This is a genomic window from Sporolactobacillus vineae DSM 21990 = SL153 (genome assembly GCF_000377985.1).
Classification (GTDB): Bacteria; Bacillota; Bacilli; order Bacillales; family Sporolactobacillaceae; genus Sporolactobacillus; species Sporolactobacillus vineae.
In genome coordinates this window covers 25,202-43,985 of sequence record NZ_KB899048.1, presented here as the reverse complement: position 1 = coordinate 43,985, position 18,784 = coordinate 25,202, and the positions used below count along the sequence as shown (strand labels likewise).

17 protein-coding genes and 1 riboswitch are annotated in these 18,784 nt (G+C 50.7%); of the genes, 13 read left to right on the top strand and 4 right to left on the bottom strand.

Annotated elements, in window-relative coordinates:
- Positions 1-193: 193 nt before the first annotated feature.
- The 8 genes from D889_RS0109875 (at position 194) to comGB (ending at position 9,411) form a co-directional block, all read left to right on the top strand.
- Positions 194-1,669: a nicotinate phosphoribosyltransferase gene (locus D889_RS0109875; protein WP_010632002.1), complete on the top strand. Its 1,476-nt coding sequence runs from the start codon at positions 194-196 to the stop codon at positions 1,667-1,669.
- Positions 1,670-1,785: 116 nt separating this feature from the next.
- On the top strand, positions 1,786-2,544 hold the full coding sequence (locus D889_RS0109870; RefSeq protein ID WP_010632001.1) for an exodeoxyribonuclease III: 759 nt from the start codon (positions 1,786-1,788) through the stop codon (positions 2,542-2,544).
- A 98-nt stretch (positions 2,545-2,642) separates the two neighbouring features.
- Entirely contained in the window at positions 2,643-3,764 is a 1,122-nt protein-coding gene (locus D889_RS0109865; RefSeq protein WP_010632000.1) for an NADH-dependent flavin oxidoreductase, read from the top strand.
- Between the two features lie 53 nt (positions 3,765-3,817).
- Entirely contained in the window at positions 3,818-4,774 is a 957-nt protein-coding gene (locus D889_RS0109860) for a D-2-hydroxyacid dehydrogenase (RefSeq protein WP_010631999.1), read from the top strand.
- 282 nt (positions 4,775-5,056) lie between these two features.
- Positions 5,057-6,478: a murein hydrolase activator EnvC family protein gene (locus D889_RS0109850; RefSeq protein ID WP_010631998.1), complete on the top strand. Its 1,422-nt coding sequence runs from the start codon at positions 5,057-5,059 to the stop codon at positions 6,476-6,478.
- Between the two features lie 236 nt (positions 6,479-6,714).
- Positions 6,715-7,101 (top strand): Spx/MgsR family RNA polymerase-binding regulatory protein, encoded by a 387-nt coding sequence (locus tag D889_RS14955; protein ID WP_010631997.1) that lies wholly within the window; start codon positions 6,715-6,717, stop codon positions 7,099-7,101.
- Positions 7,102-7,319: 218 nt separating this feature from the next.
- Entirely contained in the window at positions 7,320-8,405 is a 1,086-nt protein-coding gene (gene comGA / locus D889_RS0109835) for a competence type IV pilus ATPase ComGA (protein ID WP_010631996.1), read from the top strand.
- A complete protein-coding gene (gene comGB / locus D889_RS0109830; RefSeq protein ID WP_010631995.1) occupies positions 8,380-9,411 on the top strand; it encodes a competence type IV pilus assembly protein ComGB in 1,032 nt (343 codons plus the stop codon). Before comGA ends, comGB begins: the two co-directional genes overlap by 26 nt.
- Here the strand turns inward: comGB and D889_RS0109825 are convergent.
- A complete protein-coding gene (locus D889_RS0109825; protein ID WP_010631994.1) occupies positions 9,398-10,201 on the bottom strand; it encodes a YqhG family protein in 804 nt (267 codons plus the stop codon). The genes comGB and D889_RS0109825 overlap by 14 nt on opposite strands.
- A complete protein-coding gene (locus D889_RS0109820) occupies positions 10,188-11,858 on the bottom strand; it encodes a DEAD/DEAH box helicase (RefSeq protein WP_010631993.1) in 1,671 nt (556 codons plus the stop codon). Before D889_RS0109820 ends, D889_RS0109825 begins: the two co-directional genes overlap by 14 nt.
- Positions 11,859-11,984: 126 nt before the next feature.
- Positions 11,985-12,073: riboswitch (glycine riboswitch) on the top strand.
- A 168-nt stretch (positions 12,074-12,241) separates the two neighbouring features.
- Here D889_RS0109820 and gcvT point away from each other — a divergent pair.
- From gcvT to gcvPB, 3 genes are read left to right on the top strand one after another with little or no spacing between them, the layout of a single operon-like run.
- Entirely contained in the window at positions 12,242-13,339 is a 1,098-nt protein-coding gene (gene gcvT / locus D889_RS0109815; protein WP_010631992.1) for a glycine cleavage system aminomethyltransferase GcvT, read from the top strand.
- A gap of 15 nt (positions 13,340-13,354) precedes the next feature.
- Positions 13,355-14,713, top strand: a complete 1,359-nt coding sequence (gene gcvPA, locus D889_RS0109810; protein ID WP_010631991.1) for an aminomethyl-transferring glycine dehydrogenase subunit GcvPA — start codon at positions 13,355-13,357, stop codon at positions 14,711-14,713.
- Positions 14,703-16,166 carry an aminomethyl-transferring glycine dehydrogenase subunit GcvPB gene (gcvPB, locus tag D889_RS0109805; protein WP_010631990.1) on the top strand — a complete coding sequence of 488 codons (1,464 nt, stop codon included), beginning with the start codon at positions 14,703-14,705 and terminating at the stop codon, positions 16,164-16,166. Before gcvPA ends, gcvPB begins: the two co-directional genes overlap by 11 nt.
- Before the next feature lie 98 nt (positions 16,167-16,264).
- Here gcvPB and D889_RS0109800 read toward each other — a convergent pair whose 3' ends face one another.
- Positions 16,265-16,648: a rhodanese-like domain-containing protein gene (locus D889_RS0109800; RefSeq protein WP_010631989.1), complete on the bottom strand. Its 384-nt coding sequence runs from the start codon at positions 16,646-16,648 to the stop codon at positions 16,265-16,267.
- Between the two features lie 204 nt (positions 16,649-16,852).
- Here D889_RS0109800 and mntR point away from each other — a divergent pair, with 204 nt between their 5' ends.
- Positions 16,853-17,284 (top strand): transcriptional regulator MntR, encoded by a 432-nt coding sequence (mntR, locus tag D889_RS0109795; protein WP_010631988.1) that lies wholly within the window; start codon positions 16,853-16,855, stop codon positions 17,282-17,284.
- A 155-nt stretch (positions 17,285-17,439) separates the two neighbouring features.
- Positions 17,440-18,321 (top strand): patatin-like phospholipase family protein, encoded by an 882-nt coding sequence (locus D889_RS0109790; protein ID WP_010631987.1) that lies wholly within the window; start codon positions 17,440-17,442, stop codon positions 18,319-18,321.
- A 50-nt stretch (positions 18,322-18,371) separates the two neighbouring features.
- Here D889_RS0109790 and D889_RS0109785 read toward each other — a convergent pair whose 3' ends face one another.
- Positions 18,372-18,779, bottom strand: coding sequence for an SA1362 family protein (locus tag D889_RS0109785; protein WP_010631986.1), 408 nt, complete (start codon positions 18,777-18,779; stop codon positions 18,372-18,374).
- Positions 18,780-18,784 lie beyond the last annotated feature (5 nt).

Genomic DNA, 18,784 nt, shown 5'->3' with positions numbered 1-18,784 from the left:
ATGTCTGAACCAGTTCAAGTATACCGCGTTTCCGCAAATAAATAATTAGTGACGCGCTGTTAATGTGAAAAGAAATGACAAAGTTGACACAGTCGTGTATCCGTTTTCGGTTTACAAGGCTGAAGACGAATAGTATACTCGATTCAAAGTAATCGTGACTACATAACAGACCATAACTGGGGGAAGTACGACAATGGAATGCAGGTTTGATGTCAAAAACGACCGGGATCTGTCGATGCTCGTTGATTTTTATGAACTGACGATGGGGAACAGTTATCTTGAAGAAGGGGTGGGCGATCAGACCGTCTACTTTGACATGTACTTCAGGAAAGTGCCGGATGGCGGTGGTTACTGCATTATGGCAGGTGTGGATCAGCTGATTGAATATCTGCAGCATCTTCGCTTCACAGAAGATGACATTAATTATCTCCGCTCAACCCATGCCTTTAATGAAAAATTTCTTGATTATCTGGCACATTTTAAATTTTCCTGTGATGTCTGGGCCATTCCGGAAGGCTACCCGGTATTTCCGAATGAGCCGCTGGTTACCGTACGCGGACCGGCCATTCAGGCCCAGCTGCTGGAAACAATGGTGCTGGTTACGATCAATCATCAGACACTCATCGCGACCAAGGCAAGCAGAATCTGCCGGGTGGCCGGTTCCCGTTCCGTGATGGAATTCGGTTCCCGGCGTGCCCAAGGTTATGATGGTGCGATTTACGGGGCCAGAGCCGCCGTGATCGGAGGCTGTTCCGCCACAGCAAACACGCTGGCAGGTATGATGTTCGATATTCCGGTCTCCGGCACGATGGCGCACAGCTGGGTTCAGCTGTTCGACAGCGAACTGGAAGCTTTCAGGGCATGGGGCCGTGCCTACCCGGATCAGTGTCTTGTGCTGATCGATACTTATAATGTACTGAAATCCGGACTGCCGAATGCGATTAAAGTATTCAAGGAACTACGGGCAAAAGGTCACGAGCCGCTCGGGATTCGGATCGATTCAGGTGATATTACTTATTTGACCAAGCGGGTCAGAAAAGCGCTCGACGAAGCGGGATTTCCGAAAGCAATCATTGTCATCTCCAACTCCCTGGATGAACATATCATTAAGGATGTTCTTGCTGAAGGTGCTCAGATTAATTCATTCGGTGTCGGTGAACGATTGATTACAGCCAGGTCGGAGCCGGTATTCGGCGGTGTGTACAAGCTTGTGGCCATTGAACGTGACGGAAAAGTGATCCCGCGAATCAAAATCAGTGAGAACGAAGAGAAGATCACCAATCCAGGGTTTAAGAAGATCTATCGGATCTACGAAAAAGAGTCGGATAAAGCGATTGGCGACCTGATCTGCGAAGATGACGAGGTACTGAACGAAAACGAGCCGCTGACCATCTTTGATCCAGTATTTACATGGAAGAAGAAAACGCTGAAAAACTACACAGCGGAAACGCTTCGCAAACAGATTTTCAAAAAAGGTCAGCTGTGCTACCAAAGCCCTTCTGTCAAGGAAATCCGGAGTTTTGCCAAGCAGCAACTGAAGCGGCAGTGGGCCGAAGTGCTGCGCTTCGAAAATCCGCATAATTATTATGTCGATCTTTCACCAAAAGTCTGGAATACGAAGCATGATCTTCTGAACCACTATTCAGAGGAATTCAGCAGTAACGACTAATGCATATACTTTATAAGAATCCGTCCGGTCACTCAGCCCGGACGGATTCTTTGTCAAAAGGCGGATGAATATTATAGAATCATAGAGTAAACAGCAATTGATGAGGAGCGGAGAACGTGAAATTTATCTCATGGAATGTCAATGGATTCCGAGCTTTGCAGCGCAAGATGGACGTCAACGAGTGGCTGAAAAACACCGGGGCTGATGCGTTCTGTATTCAGGAAACCAAGCTTCAGCGCAGCCAGGTGGATTTTCAGACGGCCGACTATCTTCAGTACTGGTATGATGCGGAGAAAAAGGGTTATTCCGGAACCGCCATCATCACAAAGAACAAGCCGCTAAACGTCACCTATGGGATCGGTGTCGATGAATTCGATCACGAAGGCCGGGTGATCACACTCGAATATGAGGATTATTACCTGATGACCGTTTACACACCGAACGCACAGCGCGACCTGAAACGGCTTGGGTTCCGCCTCAAGTGGGGACAGGCGTTTACAAATTTTATCGACCGGCTTGACCGCCGGAAACCGGTCGTTTTCTGCGGTGACCTCAATGTAGCTCATCAGGCGATTGACTTGAAGAATCCTAAGTCGAATATGAAGAATGCCGGATTCACAGCTGAAGAACGACAGGACTTCTCGGAATTACTGGATACCGGTTTCATCGACAGTTTTCGTTATCTGCATCCGGACCGGGAAGGAGCTTATTCCTGGTGGTCGTATATGGGAAATGCAAGGGCCCGGAATGTTGGCTGGCGCATCGACTACTTTGTCATTTCGGAGAGGTTGAAGAAGCGGATTAAAGATGCCAAAATTCTTGCCGACGTCAGGGGATCCGACCATTGTCCGGTTGAAATTGAGCTCGCCTTGTAGAAGAGCCGGGCATGGTACAGATCAATAGTTAACAGATCAGTGAATTACGAGACTATACTAAACTCGATTTTATCTTTATCGGAAGAGGGAATTCACAGATGGCTTCATATGATGCTTTGTTTGAACCTTTTAAACTGACTGATGAGGTGACGCTGCCGAATCGCCTGGTGATCGCACCAATGACGACATGGTCGGGCAATCTGAACGGTACCGTATCAGATCAGGAGCTTGCCTATTATAAGCGGCGTGCTGCACTGGCAGGATTGTTTATCTCCGGCTGCATTGCCGTATCGCCGACCGGACTGGCTTTCGATCATCAGTTTATTGCTTATGACGATGCCGTGCTGCCACGGTTGAAACGGCTGGCGGAGGCCATGAAGAGCGGCGGCAGCAAAGCGATTCTGCAGATTCAGCACGGCGGCAGTGAGGCCGAACCGAAATTTGTCCTGTTCAATCAGACGCTCAGTGCCAGTGCCGTTCCGTCTTTCTCAAATCCGGAAGTGATTCCGGAAGAAATGACGGAGGAGCAGATTGAAACGGTGGTGCATGAATTTGGCATCGCCGCCCGGCAGGCGATTCGTGCCGGTTTCGACGGAGTTGAGATTCATGGAGCCAATCATTATCTGATCCAGCAGTTTGTTTCGGCGTACTTCAATCGGCGCACGGACAAGTGGGGCGGCCCACTTGAAAACCGGCTGCGTTTTTCTTTTGCCGTTCTTGATGAAGTGCAGTCGGTCGTCAGAAAGTATGCCGATAAGTCATTTATTGTCGGCTATCGTTTTTCTCCTGAAGAAGTGCATAGAGACAGCGGCTATACTGTTGAAGATACGACGCATCTGGTCGACGGACTGATCGATCGCGGTGTGAATTACGTACACGTCTCGCAGAATAATATTCAGTCCGTTCCAACCGGACAAAAAGGGAATAACGAAACGATCGTTCACCTCCTGGCTGATCATATCGGCAAGCGCGTGCCGCTGATCGCTGTCGGCGGGATCCATCAGCCGGAAGAAGCGGCAGCAGGTCTTCGGGACGGAGCGGATCTTGTCGCTCTCGGCCGCGAAGCGATCATGGAGCCTGACTGGACGGCGAAAGTCAGAGCAGGTGAGACCGGAAGTATCCGAGTCACACTGGATCCAGGCAGCCAGAATGAGCTCGTTGTTCCCGACCGCCTGTGGAAAATCATTACACAGAGGAACGGCTGGTTCCCCGTCGACTGACGGATGCATCAATGTCGAAGATGATGAAATTCTAAGCGAAACAGGTGATCATATTGCGGAAAATTGTGTTCGGCTTTTCAGATGAGTTTCAGATTCCGGCCGATGTCATGAACCAGATTAAGCGTGACGGAGAGGAGACATTTCAATTCAGCGAATCGGGAGCGGATAATGATCCGGAACAGCTGAAGGATGCGGAGGTATTTGTCGGCTGGCCGTCAGACGAACAGTTGCAACTGATGCCGCACCTCAGATGGCTGCAGCTGCCCAGTGCCGGTGCCAACCAGTTCGCCGGAAATCCGCTGATCGCCGGACAGGTTGTCATTACCAATGCGAGCGGCGTGTTCGGCGTACCCGGAGCGGAACACATCATCGCCCTGATGCTCGCTTTCGTTCGTGAACTGCCATTATACGTGCGCCAGACCGAGAAGCACATCTGGCATACAGACGCACACGTACGGCAGCTTGAGGGGGCAAAAGTGACCATTGTCGGACTCGGCAATATCGGCACGGAGACCGCCAAACGTCTGAAAGCCTTTGGCGCGACTATTTTCGGCGTCAAACGATCGCCGGGAAAGAAGCCGGATTTTATTGATGCACTCGTCACGATGAACGATCTTGATAAGGTTCTGAATCAGAGTGATTTTGTGATTGATGTTTTGCCGCTGACTGAAGAGACAAAGGCGGTGTTTGATCGCCGCCGATTCAGCCGTATGAAAACCGGAGCGATCTTTATTAATGCGGGAAGGGGCGGTACCGTCGATGAGCCGGCACTGATCGAAGCACTCCGGGAAGAAAAGCTGGGCGGAGCAGGTCTTGACGTCACTTCAGCTGAACCCTTGCCGGAATCAAGTAAACTATGGGACTTCGACAATGTCCTGATTACGTCTCATTCGCTTGGCGTCAGTCCCGGCAATCTGCGCAAGCGGGCGGATTTGATCCGTGAGAACATTAATAGATATCGGGCGGGAGAGAAATTAGTCAACATCGTCGACCGGAAGTTAGGCTATTAAGTCAGATCGCCACTGGCATTTGTTTTCACGGATCGTCCGCGGAAAGAAAGCCCTGCAAGCGAAAATAAGGCTGATTTTATCGAATAACGGAACAGACCTGAGCTCATCTTCAGGCCTGTTTTTTTGTAGAATTTTGTTAATGAAATGAGAATTTAATCATATTTTGTCTCAACACCGGGAAAATCCTTGCTATAATTAGAAGTATCGCATCAACCCGTCTATTTGTAATAGAGTAGGCTTTTTGTTTACGAGAATACGAGAACCGGAGGGGGACTGATCAATTTGAGACAGCGAAAGTGGTTTCGTCTGACGGTCATCGTATCATTCGTCCTGTTTCTGACAGCAGGTCTCGCAGCAGAACCGGCGGATGCTGCATCCTCGTCAGTTTTGCAGAACCGTCTGGATGAAATCAAGCAGAAACAGCTGGACAGTGCGTCGAAAATAGATACAACCAAAGCAAAACTGTCACAGGTAAATCAGAAACAGGATCATGTGATGACTGCGATTGTGAAATCGGGGAAGCAGATTAAATCGCTGCAGAACCAGATCCTGCAGAAGCGTCAGGAAGTGGCATTGAATAAGGCGGCAGCCGGTCAGTTAAAGAAAGAGGTCAGGGTGATCGGGGAAAGAATCGACCGGCGCGGGAAACTGCTGGAGGGCAGGATCCGGACGGTATACATAAATGGCGGTGCTGTGAACTATCTTGATGTTCTGATGGGGTCGAGTAGTTTCGGTGATTTTCTGGATCGGCTGAGCGCTGTGAAAACCATTGCGGATCATGATTATCAGTTAATCAGTGATCAGAGAAAAGATCAGAAAGCTCAGGCGGAGAAGCAAAAAACGATTCAGGCCCGGGTGATTCAGACACGCCGGGATCTTGCCGGACTCAGTCAGCTGAACCAGAATCTGAATCAGGAAAAAGCAAGTCAGAAGCAACTGCTGGCGAAACTGAACCGGCAGGAATCCGATCTGAATGCGGTTGTGATGAGCAGTAAAGAGGAAGCGGCCGTGCTTCGTGCACAGGCTGGTGTGTTAAACCGGCAGATAACTGAGTCAGCGGCAAAGCCGGCGGCAAAGAAAGTCGCCAAAAAGAATGCTGCTGCGGCTTCAACAAATACGACAGGAGTAAAGTCGGAACCCGGCACTTCGGTAAGTGCTTCAGTTGTGCAGGCTTCTTCCAGCGTGACGCCGTCTTCCTCCGGCAGTGGATCTGATGCTTCATCTGCGCCGCCTTCTCCGGAAAAGCAGGATCCGGCGCCGGAGAACACCGGCGGATCACCGGCAGCACCTGAATCAGGAAGCCGCTTTATCCGGCCGGCTGCAGGTGTGGTCACGTCGGAATTCGGCTACAGAACATTTGATCATAAAGTGCACCCGGGTATTGATATTGCGAACAGTACCGGTACACCGATTCATGCGGCAGCCGACGGCGTTGTTTTTCTGGCCTATCAATCATCCAGCTACGGGAACTGCGTGATGATTTCACATTTTATAAATGGTCAGCGCTATACTACTGTCTATGCGCACATGACCCGTTATGTTGTGTCCACAGGGCAGGCCGTATCGCAGGGACAGGTCATCGGTTATATGGGCGCGACCGGGGATGCTTTCGGAACGCATCTTCACTTTGAATTCTATGTCGGGCCCTGGACTGCTCCGCCGCATACGGGCGCTGTCAATCCGAGAAACTATATTTCTTTCTGAATTTGCCTGAAACATGATGATGTCCGGATCCGTCACGTGGATCCGGACATTTTTACGTGTTCGTTTCCTTTACTTTCACCGGACTCATGTTTTGTCCTTATTTTCCGTAAATACAGGACAATGATCAGCGCTTCCCGACGTTTTTACTAAAAATCCGAGCATTTTTGTAAAAAGGGGTTTATTTCGCGGCAATTCGGGAATTTAAAATAATATAAGCACTGCGAGGGGGGAAACGAATGAAGAAACTGGTGTTCTATACGTATCCGAGTTGCACGTCCTGCAGGAAAACCAAGGGATGGCTGAAACAGCACGATATTTCCTATGAAGAAAGACACCTCTTCCGAAACAAACCCAATGCCTCTGAACTGATGGAGATGCTGAAACTGACCAAGTCCGGCGTCGAAGATATTCTGGCAACAAGAAGTACGCTCTATAAACAGCTGAATGTGGATCTTGATACGCTGCCGCTCAGCAAGGCAGTCGAGCTCCTCTCTTCTGAACCGGGGCTGCTGCGCCGGCCGATTCTCACAGATGGTGAAAAACTGGTTGTCGGCTATCATTCCGATGACCTCAGGCGGATGACCTCGGCCGATGATCCGGATACCGTACGTCAGGCAAATTAATGGCGGCTTTACCGTTAACGGATCAGACACGGATCCGTTTTTTTATTATTGCTTTTTTTTATTTTCTGAAGGATTCTGTCGATGAGAAGCGAATTCTATATAAATGGCACGAAAAGCGGACCAACTGTGCGCGATGAGAAGATGAAACGAATCAGTTGGCAACCGGCCAGGACTTTTCAGCCTTCATTTTTTCAATTTGCCAAAAAGAAGGTGAAAGTTTGACAACACCGCCAGATCCGATCGAATGGCGCAGCAGAAAAATCATTGAGCACGCTGCGGCTGCCGATGCATCGGATATCCACTTTATCCCCCGTTTCAAGGACACGCTGATTGAACTGCGCGTGCATGGCTATCTTCAGCAAATGACAGTGATGGATCCGTCTGAGGCGGAACGCATCATCAATCATTTCAAATTTTATTCAGGCATGGACATCGGCGAGCGCCGGCTTCCCCAGAGCGGGTCCATGCAAGTTCAGGTCAGCAATGAGTCTCTCTCCCTGCGTCTGTCCACACTCCCCGCTTCCGGACGCGAAAGTATGGTAATCCGTTTATTGCCCCGGAACAAAACTTTTCTGATATCCGATCTGTCTCTGTTTGATGAAGCGGTCAATGGCCTGGAACGTCTGCTGCATTATGAAAGCGGGCTGATCGTCATCTCCGGGCCGACAGGTTCAGGGAAAACAACCACACTATATACGCTGCTCTCCGCTTTGGAAAAGCAGTATCATGCCCGCGTGATCACACTCGAGGACCCGATTGAAAAGAAGCATGATGCATTTGTTCAGCTGGAAATTAACGAAAAGGCGAACTTCACGTATGCCGACGGGTTTAAAGCCATATTAAGATCTGACCCGGATATCGTCATGGTCGGCGAAATCCGTGATGAGGAAACCGCGAAAATCGCCATTCGCGCGTCGTTGACCGGGCATCTTGTTCTGTCAACCGTACATGCATTTAACGCTCCGGGAACGATTCAGAGGCTGATCGAACTGGGTATTCCGCGTTTTGATCTTAAAGAAACGCTGGTCGGGGTCATTTCGGAAAGACTGGTAAATGTCCGCTGTCCGGTGTGCGGCGATGTCTGTGCACCTGACTGTGAGCACCGCCGTCATGCGGCGCGGACAGGTATCTTCGAGATTCTTGCAGGAAAACCGCTTTACGATATCCTGACGGCAAGGGAAAAGCGTCCGGACTATAAAACTTTTGACGACTACCTTGAAGAGGGGATTGCTTCCGGCTGGATTTCCGCCGAGGGTCCGAAGGGAGGTCGCACCGAGCTTGATCTTCAAAAAAGACTGGACTAAAAAAGAACGCGCCCTCTTTCTCGTTCATCTTGGCGAGTGTATTGCCGATGGCTATCCGCTTCTTCTTGCCATACAGATGCAGCGGTACAATCAGTCCCCGTCTGTCCGTAGAAAACTTGATGCGATGCTGAATCTCCTTAAGGAAGGAAATTACTTCTACGAAACACTGAGCGAAAGCGGCTTTCCCGGTGAAGTCTGCAGTTCAGTCTATTTTGCAGAATCCGCAGGAAAACTGGCAGAAGGGCTGAAAGAGAGCGGACAGATGATGCAGCGGCGGGAAGAGGATCATGAGAAACTGATCCGTCTGCTGCGTTATCCGGTTCTGCTGATCTGGCTGCTTTGCCTGATGGTCTTTGTCATCGGCCGATACCTGTTGCCGAGTTTTATCAGATTGTATGAATCGCTGTCGATCCGGCTGCCGTTGATCACGCGGATATTGATCCTGTTCAGCAGTCATATTTACCTGCTGATTTCTCTGATGCTGGCAGGCTGTCTTTGCTTTGTTCTGGCTGTTAAAAATTTCAGGCGATTACCGGTCAGTAGACAAATCGGTTTACTTCTGCGTCTTCCCGGTGCAGGCCGCTATGTCCGCTACTATCTGACCCATCATTTTTCATTTTATCTTGGAAGTCTGCTCCGGTCCGGCCTCTCCGTCAGGCAGGCCATGGACAGCTTGTCAGAGAAAGGCACGACGCCGTTTCTAAAATATGAAGCAGTGCGTCTCCGTCGGTTGCTGCTTCACGGCGAACGGCTGGAGGCAGCCGTTCGCACTTCACGATGGTATCTGCCGGAACTCGCCGCAGTGATCCATCACGGCCAGCTGAACAGTATGCTGGGTCCTTCCTTATCGACTTACAGTGCCAAGGTGATGGAAAAGATGGAACAGCGGATGCAGACGCTCTTGTTATTCTGTCAGCCGGCGCTCCTACTTGTCATCGGCGGACTGGTGCTTGGACTCTTTGCTTCCGTACTTCTGCCGGTTTTCCAGATGATTAACGGCTTATGATTCGGTCTGGAAGGAAGGTCTCCGACCGAAGATAGTATAAACCGGCATTGACCAGTCTGACAGTTGTTCGCGGCTGGTACAGCTCTTTGAGTGTTTCGCATTCCTGTGTATAGACGTCAGGCATTTCCGTCTCGTGCTCATAGAATAAATCCAGAAGCCGCTGATCCTGGTTCCAGCGGTATTCTGCTTCATCGGCCCATTCGGCAGATTCGCCTCTCAGCTCTTTTTCAATCAGCTTTTCAATCCGTATCAGGCCGCTGCGGACCGTTATCAGCGGCGTTAGTGTGTAACAATAATCCGGCATCCTGGAGGAAAGTTCCAGTTTGTTCAGCACTTGATGGAACCCTTCGATCAGGGTACCATTGATCAGCTGCAGGCCGATCGATGCCATCCGGTCACGCTTCAGATCGCATCGATCGCTGATTTTCACGTTCAGTTCGATCCATGGTTCCAGCGCGCGGTCCGCCTGCTCCGGAATCTTCTGATACATTCGGATAAACATCGCCAGTTGCCTGGCTGCCTTAAAAATCTGGTGGAGTCTGGGCGATCCGGGATAAATGGGTTCTCCCTCGGCAATGGTCAGATCCGTATTTAGAACCAGGGTGGCGGTTTCCGGAGTACCGCCGGTCTGATGGATATAATGCCAGTAAAACGGCCGGTTCATCAGGAGCTGATCCATTTTCTCTGTCAAGCGGACCCGGATTTGCCCCTGATGCGAGGCCGGCAATACCGTGCACCCGGTTGCCTTAAAAAAACGCGTTAAATAGCGAATCAGATCAGTTTGCTGCATGGAACCCATCCTCCGCCGCGAGTGTGTTCTTTTCCGAATTGATGACACTGCTCAGATTGTCCAGTTTTATCCGCAGTTCACCTTCAGAATCGGATTCTTCAAAAATCCGGCTGACCTGGTGGTCCAGGTCTTTCAGATTGATCCGGGCCAGAATCTCGTCCAGTTCGCCGACCACCTGTTCAAACAAGTCGATCTTATTGTAAAGAAGATCGAGAATATGGTTTTCTACAGTATCCTGAACGGCAAAATTATAAATGTGCACATCCTCCTTCTGCCCCAGACGGTGGATGCGTCCGATCCGCTGCTCCACCCGCATCGGATTCCAGGGCAGATCATAATTGATCAGGTGGCTGGCAAACTGGAGGTTGATCCCTTCACCGCCGGCTTCGGTGGCGATCAATACCTGAACTCTGTTTTCAAACAAGCTGCGCATCCAGTCTTTTTTCCCCCGCCTGAATCCGCCGCTGTAGGGGACAGAACTGATGCCGTACTGTTTCAGGTACCACTGGAGGTAAAGCTGGGTCGCGCGGTATTCTGTAAAAATGATGACCTTGTCGTCAATTTTCCGGATCAGTTCCAGTGCCTTCTCCGCCTTGGCATTGCTCCGGACCGTATTGAGTTTCTGAAAAACAGTGTTCCAGAGTTGCTGGTTTTCCGGATTCGCCGACTTCCGGTATCTCTTGTTCAAGGTCACGTAAGCCGCTTCCCGGCTGCTGCATGCCTCACGTTTCACGGTGAGAAGGGTAAATCCGTCGACCAGTCCGGCCTGCTTCAGCAGATCAAGCGACTGATAAAAAGTCCGTTCCTCGGCTGAAAATTGAACTGGAATCGAAGCAACAATTCGCTTTGGCCAGTCCATACCCGTATCTGAGCGCCGGTTGCGGACCATCACCTGATCGACGAGCTGCTTAAGCCGATCTTCATTTTTCACGGAGCGGTTCCCGGACTTGAAGGTTCGTGAAAATTGTGCCTCGTTTCCTAGAAATCCCGGTTTCAGAATTGAAACGAGATAGAAGATTTCATCCAGCCGATTCTGAATCGGCGTTGCCGTCAGGAGCAGACAGAACTTCTTCCTGAGCTCGCGGACGAACTGATAATTCCGGGTTTGCTGATTCTTCAGTTTATGGGCTTCGTCGATCACGATCAGATCATAGTCCTGTTTCAGAACGAGACTGCGGTGCGGTTCCCGCTTGGCTGTATCGATCGATGAAACGACGATATCGCAGGCGTCCCAGACATAGGTTTTGCGCTGAGGGACGGCAGGAATGGAGAATTTACGGTTCAGTTCGGCTACCCACTGAAGGACGAGCGACGCCGGAACAAGAATCAGGACTTTCCGGACAAGCCCACGGAGCATATACTCCTTAATAACAAGTCCGGCCTCGATCGTTTTGCCGAGCCCGACCTCATCGGCTAAGATCGCTTTACCATGCATTTTTTCGATGACCTGGCGGGCTGTTTCAATCTGATGAGGATGCAGGTTCAATGCCGGGAGCATTCCCGGAGCCACCAGACCTTGAAAGGAGGGGATCATGCTCTCCTTCTCAGCCTGATAAGCGAGCTCAAAGAGCTCCGGATTAGCCCAGGGACCGTCATCGTCAATTTTTTTTAAAAAATCGTTCTGCCATGAACGGTCAAACTGAATTATCGGTTCCATAAATTAGCACCTTAAATGTTAATATTTTGTGAACTAGTCATTGCTTTTAGCGATGCGAGCATGTAGGATAATAATAGTTAGTATGAGCCAAAATGCTTACAGGTAAACCAGCTGAATATTTTGCGGATGATGTCCCGGGGAGAGGGCGCAGCGATGCGACGCCGAAGGAGCAAACGAAAGCGAATCTCTCAGGCAAAAGAGACCTGTGACAGACGCACCTCTGGAGAGTGCTTATGCAGCCACCAAAGGGGATACCGCTTCATCTGTGAAGTGATAAACTTTCAGGTTTAAGGACAGGGGAAAACACAATCTTGTTTTCCCCTGTCCTTTTTTGCTTTTTTTCTTAAAGAATGGAACGAACAACCGGGGAGGTTACTTAAGAGATGCCGGAAATGAAAACAACACCGCTTTACGATACGTATCAAAAGATGGGTGCTAAGCTGATTGATTTCGGCGGCTACCTGCTGCCTGTACAGATCTCCGGAATCAAGCAGGAGCACCAGGCTGTGCGGACCGCTGCCGGTCTTTTCGATGTATCCCACATGGGTGAATTTTACCTTGAAGGGAAAAATGCCGAATCTTTTTTGCAGAGGATGGTGACCAACGACGTTTCGCGCACAGAACCTGGCGATGCCATGTATACAGCCATGTGCTATGAGAACGGCGGCACGGTCGATGACCTGATGATCTATCGACTGACGGCGACCAATTTCATGCTGGTCGTGAATGCAGCAAATATTGACAAGGACTTCGACTGGCTGACCAGGCACCTCGACGGTCAGGCGGAACTGACCAATGAATCTGAAAATATTGCCCTGCTTGCACTTCAGGGGCCGCGTGCGGCAGGCATTCTGCAGAAATTAACCGCATTTGATCCGTCGGCCCTGCCTCACTTTAAGTTCAGACAAAATGTACCGGTAGCGGGGACCGATGTCCTGCTTTCGCGTACCGGGTATACGGGTGAGGATGGTTTTGAAATTTACTGCCCATGGAATCATGCGGCATCGCTCTGGTCGGCTTTACTGGAAGCAGGGAAGGATGACGGGCTTCTGCCGTGCGGGCTGGGTGCCCGTGATACACTGCGCTTTGAGGCCCGCCTGCCTTTATATGGGCAGGAGCTGAGTGCGTCGATCTCGCCGCTGGAAGCGGGTATCGGCTTTGCCGTGAAAACCGGAAAGAAGGCTGATTTTATCGGCAGGGAGGCACTGGCCGGTCAGAAGAAAAACGGCCTGTCGCGCAAGTCTGTCGGTATTGAGATGCTTGACCGGGCAATCCCGCGTGCTCATTATCCGGTCTATGCCGGCGGAGTCAGAATCGGGGAGATCACATCGGGCACACAATCACCGACACTGGGGAAAAATCTCGGTCTGGCACTGATCGATGCGGCTTACACGTCGATCGGCACAGTCGTTGAAATAGATGTTCGCGGCAAGCAGAAACAGGCTCAGGTTGTCAGAACGCCATTTTACAAAAGAAGCTGAGGGGGAAGAAGATTCATGACAGGATTTCGTTACCTGCCGGCAACGGATGAAGACAGGAAGGCGATGCTCGATGAAATCGGCATTGCCGATGAAGACGAACTGTATACCGATGTCCCGGAGAAAATTCGCTTTCACGGTACTTTAAATGTGGAAAAAGCGCTGTCGGAGCCGGAACTGATCCGGCTGCTCTCTGGACTGGCCCTGAAGAACAGGACGACAGAACAGTATCCGTCATTTCTCGGAGCCGGCGTCTATGATCACTACATTCCGTCAGTAGTCGACAGTGTGATCTCGCGCGGCGAATTTTACACAGCGTATACACCGTATCAGGCGGAAGTCTCACAGGGCGAACTGCAGGCCATTTTCGAATTTCAGACGCTGATCTGTGAACTGACCGGCATGGATGCAGCCAATTCTTCGATGTACGACGGGTCGACGGCGCTGGCTGAGGCGGCACTGCTCTCAGCCGGCAGTACACGCCGGAAGAAAATCATTGTTTCAGAAACGGTGCATCCGCAGTATCGCGAGGTATTACATACTTATGCAGAGGGAAGAAAATTAAAGGTGGTTACCATTCCGTCTGCTGACGGGGTAACGGATGTGACGCGTCTCAACCGGGAGATTGATGCAGACACAGCCTGCGTCATTGTCCAGTATCCCAATTTTTATGGACAGATTGAACGTCTCAGGGACATTGAGGAAGCTGTTCATCAACATAAAGGTGTAAAATTCGTCGTGTCCTCAGATCCGCTGGCACTTGGCATTCTGACACCCCCGGGTGCTTTTGACGCAGATATTGTGGTCGGTGATTGTCAGCCGCTCGGCATCACGGAATCGTTCGGCGGCCCCCACTGCGGCTATTTTGCTGTAAAAAAGAATCTGATTCATAAAATCCCCGGGCGGCTGGTCGGAGAAACCGTCGACGAGCAAGGCCAGCGCGGATATGTTCTGACACTGCAAGCCCGCGAGCAGCACATTCGCCGGGATAAGGCGACGTCCAACATCTGTTCGAACCAGGCACTTAATGCACTGGCTTCCTCAGTGGCGATGGTGGCTTTCGGCAAACAGGGCATCCGGGAACTCGCAGCCCAGAACATTCAGAAGGCCCACTATGCAGCCGGTCAGCTGCGGCAGAAGGGGTTCACAGTGCTTTATGAAGACAGCTTTTTTAACGAGTTTGTGATCGATCTCGGTCAGTCTGCATCATCGGTGAATGAAAAGCTGATGCGGCAGGGCTTTATCGGCGGATTCGACCTGGGCAGAAGGGTTCCGGAAATGGCCGGAAGAATGCTGATCGCTGTGACCGAGATGCGCACGAAAGACGAAATTGATCAGTTTGTTCACGCTCTGGAGGTGATTGTCGATGCCCGCTGAAAAGAATCAGCCGCTGATTTTCGAACAATCCAGAAAGGGACGCACGGCGTACAGTCTGCCGGCACTGGATGTTCCGGAAACGCCGGTCGGCGAGTGGATCCCGGCAGATTATCTGCGGCAGGATGAACCGGACTTTCCGGAAGTTTCTGAACTGCAGCTCGTCCGACACTATACGGCCTTATCCCGCCGAAATTTCGGTGTTGACAATGGATTCTATCCGCTCGGTTCGTGTACGATGAAATATAATCCGAAAGTCAATGAGAAAGTAGCCCGTCTTTCAGGATTCAATGCGATTCACCCGCTGCAGGATGAGCAAACGGTTCAGGGTGCACTGGAACTGTTATACAGGCTGCAGACCAACCTTGAGGCGATCACCGGAATGGACGCGATGACGCTTCAGCCTGCAGCCGGTGCGCATGGCGAGTGGACCGGTCTGAGAATCATTAAAGCGTTCCATGGAGCCCGGAAGGATATCCGTCGAACCAAGGTCATTATCCCGGATACGGCGCACGGCACGAATCCTGCCTCTGCTTCTGTTGCCGGATTTGATACGGTGACCGTCAAATCCGATGCGAACGGACTGGTGGATCTGGAGGATTTGAAGCGGGTCGCGGATGATCAGACAGCCGCCCTGATGCTGACGAATCCGAATACACTGGGTCTGTTTGAAACACATATTCAGGAAATTGCCGAGATTGTCCATGCGGCCGGCGGAAAAGTGTATTATGACGGCGCCAATATGAACGCGATCATGGGACTGACCCGCCCTGGCGACATGGGCTACGACGTTGTCCATCTCAATCTCCATAAAACATTTACCGGACCGCACGGCGGCGGCGGACCTGGATCCGGCCCTGTCGGTGTGAAAAAGGAACTGGCCCCGTTTCTTCCCAAACCATTGATCATCCGGCACCCGGATGGAAGCTATGGTCTGGACGACGACCGTCCGCAGTCGATCGGCAGGGTTAAGGCGTTTTTCGGGAACTTCGGCATCAATGTCCGTGCCTATGCCTATATCCGGACAATGGGTCCGGAAGGGCTTCGGCAGGTATCCCGGGATGCTGTGCTGAACGCGAATTATCTGAAAAAGAAGCTTTCCGAAGATTTTGAGATGCCGTTCAGTCAGTTCTGCAAGCATGAGTTTGTCCTGTCGGGAAGCCGTCAGAAGGCACTGGGTGTCCGTACGCTGGATATGGCAAAGCGCCTGCTCGATTTCGGCTACTATCCGCCGACTATTTATTTTCCATTGATTGTAGATGAGGCGATGATGATCGAACCGACTGAAACCGAGTCTAAGGAAACACTGGATGCGTTCGCAGAACACCTGATTACGATCAGCCATGAAGCAGAAGATGATCCGAAGACGGTTCAAAGTGCACCGCACACGACGGTTGTCGCACGGCTGGATGAAACCCGCGCAGCACGTCACCCTGTACTTCGCTTTAAAAAATAAGCGGCGATTCGCGGCGTTCGCGTCGGAACCGGCCGTGATATCATAAAAAGCGCGTCACCCGAAGATCAATCGGGGACGCGCTTTTTTCAGCAAACCGGTCAAATACCTTTTTTTACTCTGCCGTTCCATTTTTTGAATCCGCCCTGCAGATCGAACAGATTGCGGTATCCCAGGCGCTTCAGCGTTGCGGCGGCTCGGGCACTGCGGGAACCGTTCGAGTCATAGAGATAAATCTTCATGTCATGACGAAGCTCCTGCTTCCTCATTTTCAGCTGTTCAAGGGGAATATTTCTGGCCCCCAGAATATGACCGTTCTTAAATTCATTCGGTTCACGCACGTCAATCAGCTGCGCCTTTCTTTCACCGGCGCGAAAGTCAGCCTCGCTTAATGTCGTAAGATACCTGCGCAGCATGAGTCTGGATGTAATTGCATAGCCCAGATACGCCGCTGCCAGGACAATCAGAATCACCCAACTGAGCATACTGTTTTCCCCCCAAAACTTTTCATTAATAATTATAGCGGCACTTCGATATTTTTTAAAGACAGCCGGAAGCGAAGGGACAGGATCGTGTGACGAACCACTTATTTCAAAAGAGAGGAGGGGAACGGGCTTTCTTGTTTTTTGCAGATGGTTAGTGTAACATGAAGAAAGTGATTAAGGGACGTGTTGTTAGGGGGAGACATGATGTCGCCTACGCCAAGTATGGAAGACTACATCGAGCGGATTTACTGGCTGATACAGGATAAAGGGTACGCCCGGGTTTCCGATATTGCGGAAGCGCTGGATGTTCATTCGTCATCAGTGACCAAAATGGTTCAGAAACTGGATAAGGATCAGTATCTGATCTATGAGAAATACCGGGGATTTATCCTGACGGCAAAGGGCAAGAAAATGGGGAAAAGGCTTGTCTATCGCCATGAGCTGCTGGAAGACTTTCTGAAACTGATCGGAGTCGGAGAGGACAACGTATATAAAGATGTGGAAGGCATCGAGCATCACCTGAGCTGGGATTCGATTGACCGGATCGGCGATGTGGTCCAGTATTTTGAAGAAGACCCGAAACGTGTGGAGCAGCTGCTGGAGATTAAAGAACGAAGCGAAGAATTTGATGAATAGATACCAGTGCCGTTAAGGCAGAAGATCGGATCAGGCCTCCGGTCTTTTTTTGCGGCATGAATAAGCGGCAGAGGATCCGGCATATGATCGAACACAGGCAGTTTCGGTAAAGCTCCCTTCATGATTCAGGGATTTTGATCCGAGGAGTGAGGCCAGTGTGGATTGATATCGTGTTTTCCGGGGGCGGGGTCAAAGGATTTGCCTTCGCCGGAGCACTTCGCCAGCTTGAAAAGTCCGGTTATCAGTTTAAACGTGCAGCGGGGACAAGTGCCGGCTCGATGATTGCAGCATTATTGATGGCCGGCTATTCACCGTCAGAACTGGAGACGGTGGTCAGTCAGATGGATACGGAAAAGCTTCTGGATGCTTCGGCGCAGAACCGCTTCCCTTTTATTAAATGGTTGCGGATGTACTTCAAAATGGGTCTGTATCGCGGCGATTTACTGGAACAATGGCTGACGGAGATGCTCGCGCAAAAGGGGGTCTCGACCTTTTCCGATTTGCCGGACGGGGCCCTGAAAGTCGTTGCTTCGGATATTTCAAGGGGAAAGATGGTTGTCTTTCCCAATGACCTGGTTGACTACGGGGTCGATCCGAAAACCTTTTCTGTTGCCAGGGCGGTTCGGATGAGTGCCGGACTGCCGCTCTTCTTTGAACCTGCAGCGCTGTTCGACGATACCGGCAAACGGTCGCTGATCGTCGACGGCGGGATCCTCAGTAATTTTCCGATCTGGATCTTTGACCGTGAAGAAGGCCTTCCGGTACGGCCGTTCCTGGGTCTGCGCATTGTCGATGGAAAGGAAGAAAATTATACAAATGTTAAAAATGCAGCGGAATTATTCCGGGGAATATTTACGGCGATGCACAATGCACACGATGAACGGACAACCGATAAGCTGAAGGATTCAAACATTATTTCCATCCCCGTCACTCATGTCGAAACCCGGGATATGCAGATTTCCGTTGCAGAGCGAAAAAGGCTGTGCCGGATCGGTGCCGAAGAGACGAGACGGTTTCTCCAGAAATGGTCGTTCTGAAAAAAAGAAAAGGGCCGCATTTCACATCGGCCTTCTCAAAGGTAAATCGCTTAGAACAGCAGGCGATTTCTTTTTTTATTCTTTTTTCCTTCAATCACGGTGAGGTGGCTGTGCGCTTTTTCTTTATGGCTGGAGAATCCCTGATCTTTAAGCAGCTTTCCTCCGCTGGACACAACTTTTAATCTGGAGGTATGGGTCGTGTGCAGTCTTCGGTTAAAAGCCGGCATTTTATGGCGCTTTCTGGACTGCCGGGCTGCTTTTCGGTACTGCATCTGATCCGAATTACCTGTTCCCCCGGTCAGCTTTTTGAAGAGGAAGAGTCCGATCAGAACAACCAGTGCGATGATCAACAACTGAATAAACAGGGCAGCTGGATTCGTAAAAACTCTTGTTAGCAGGCCGTAAATACCAAGCACGATAATGATCGTGAAAAACAGGGAATAAAAGAACGTCTTCACGGACC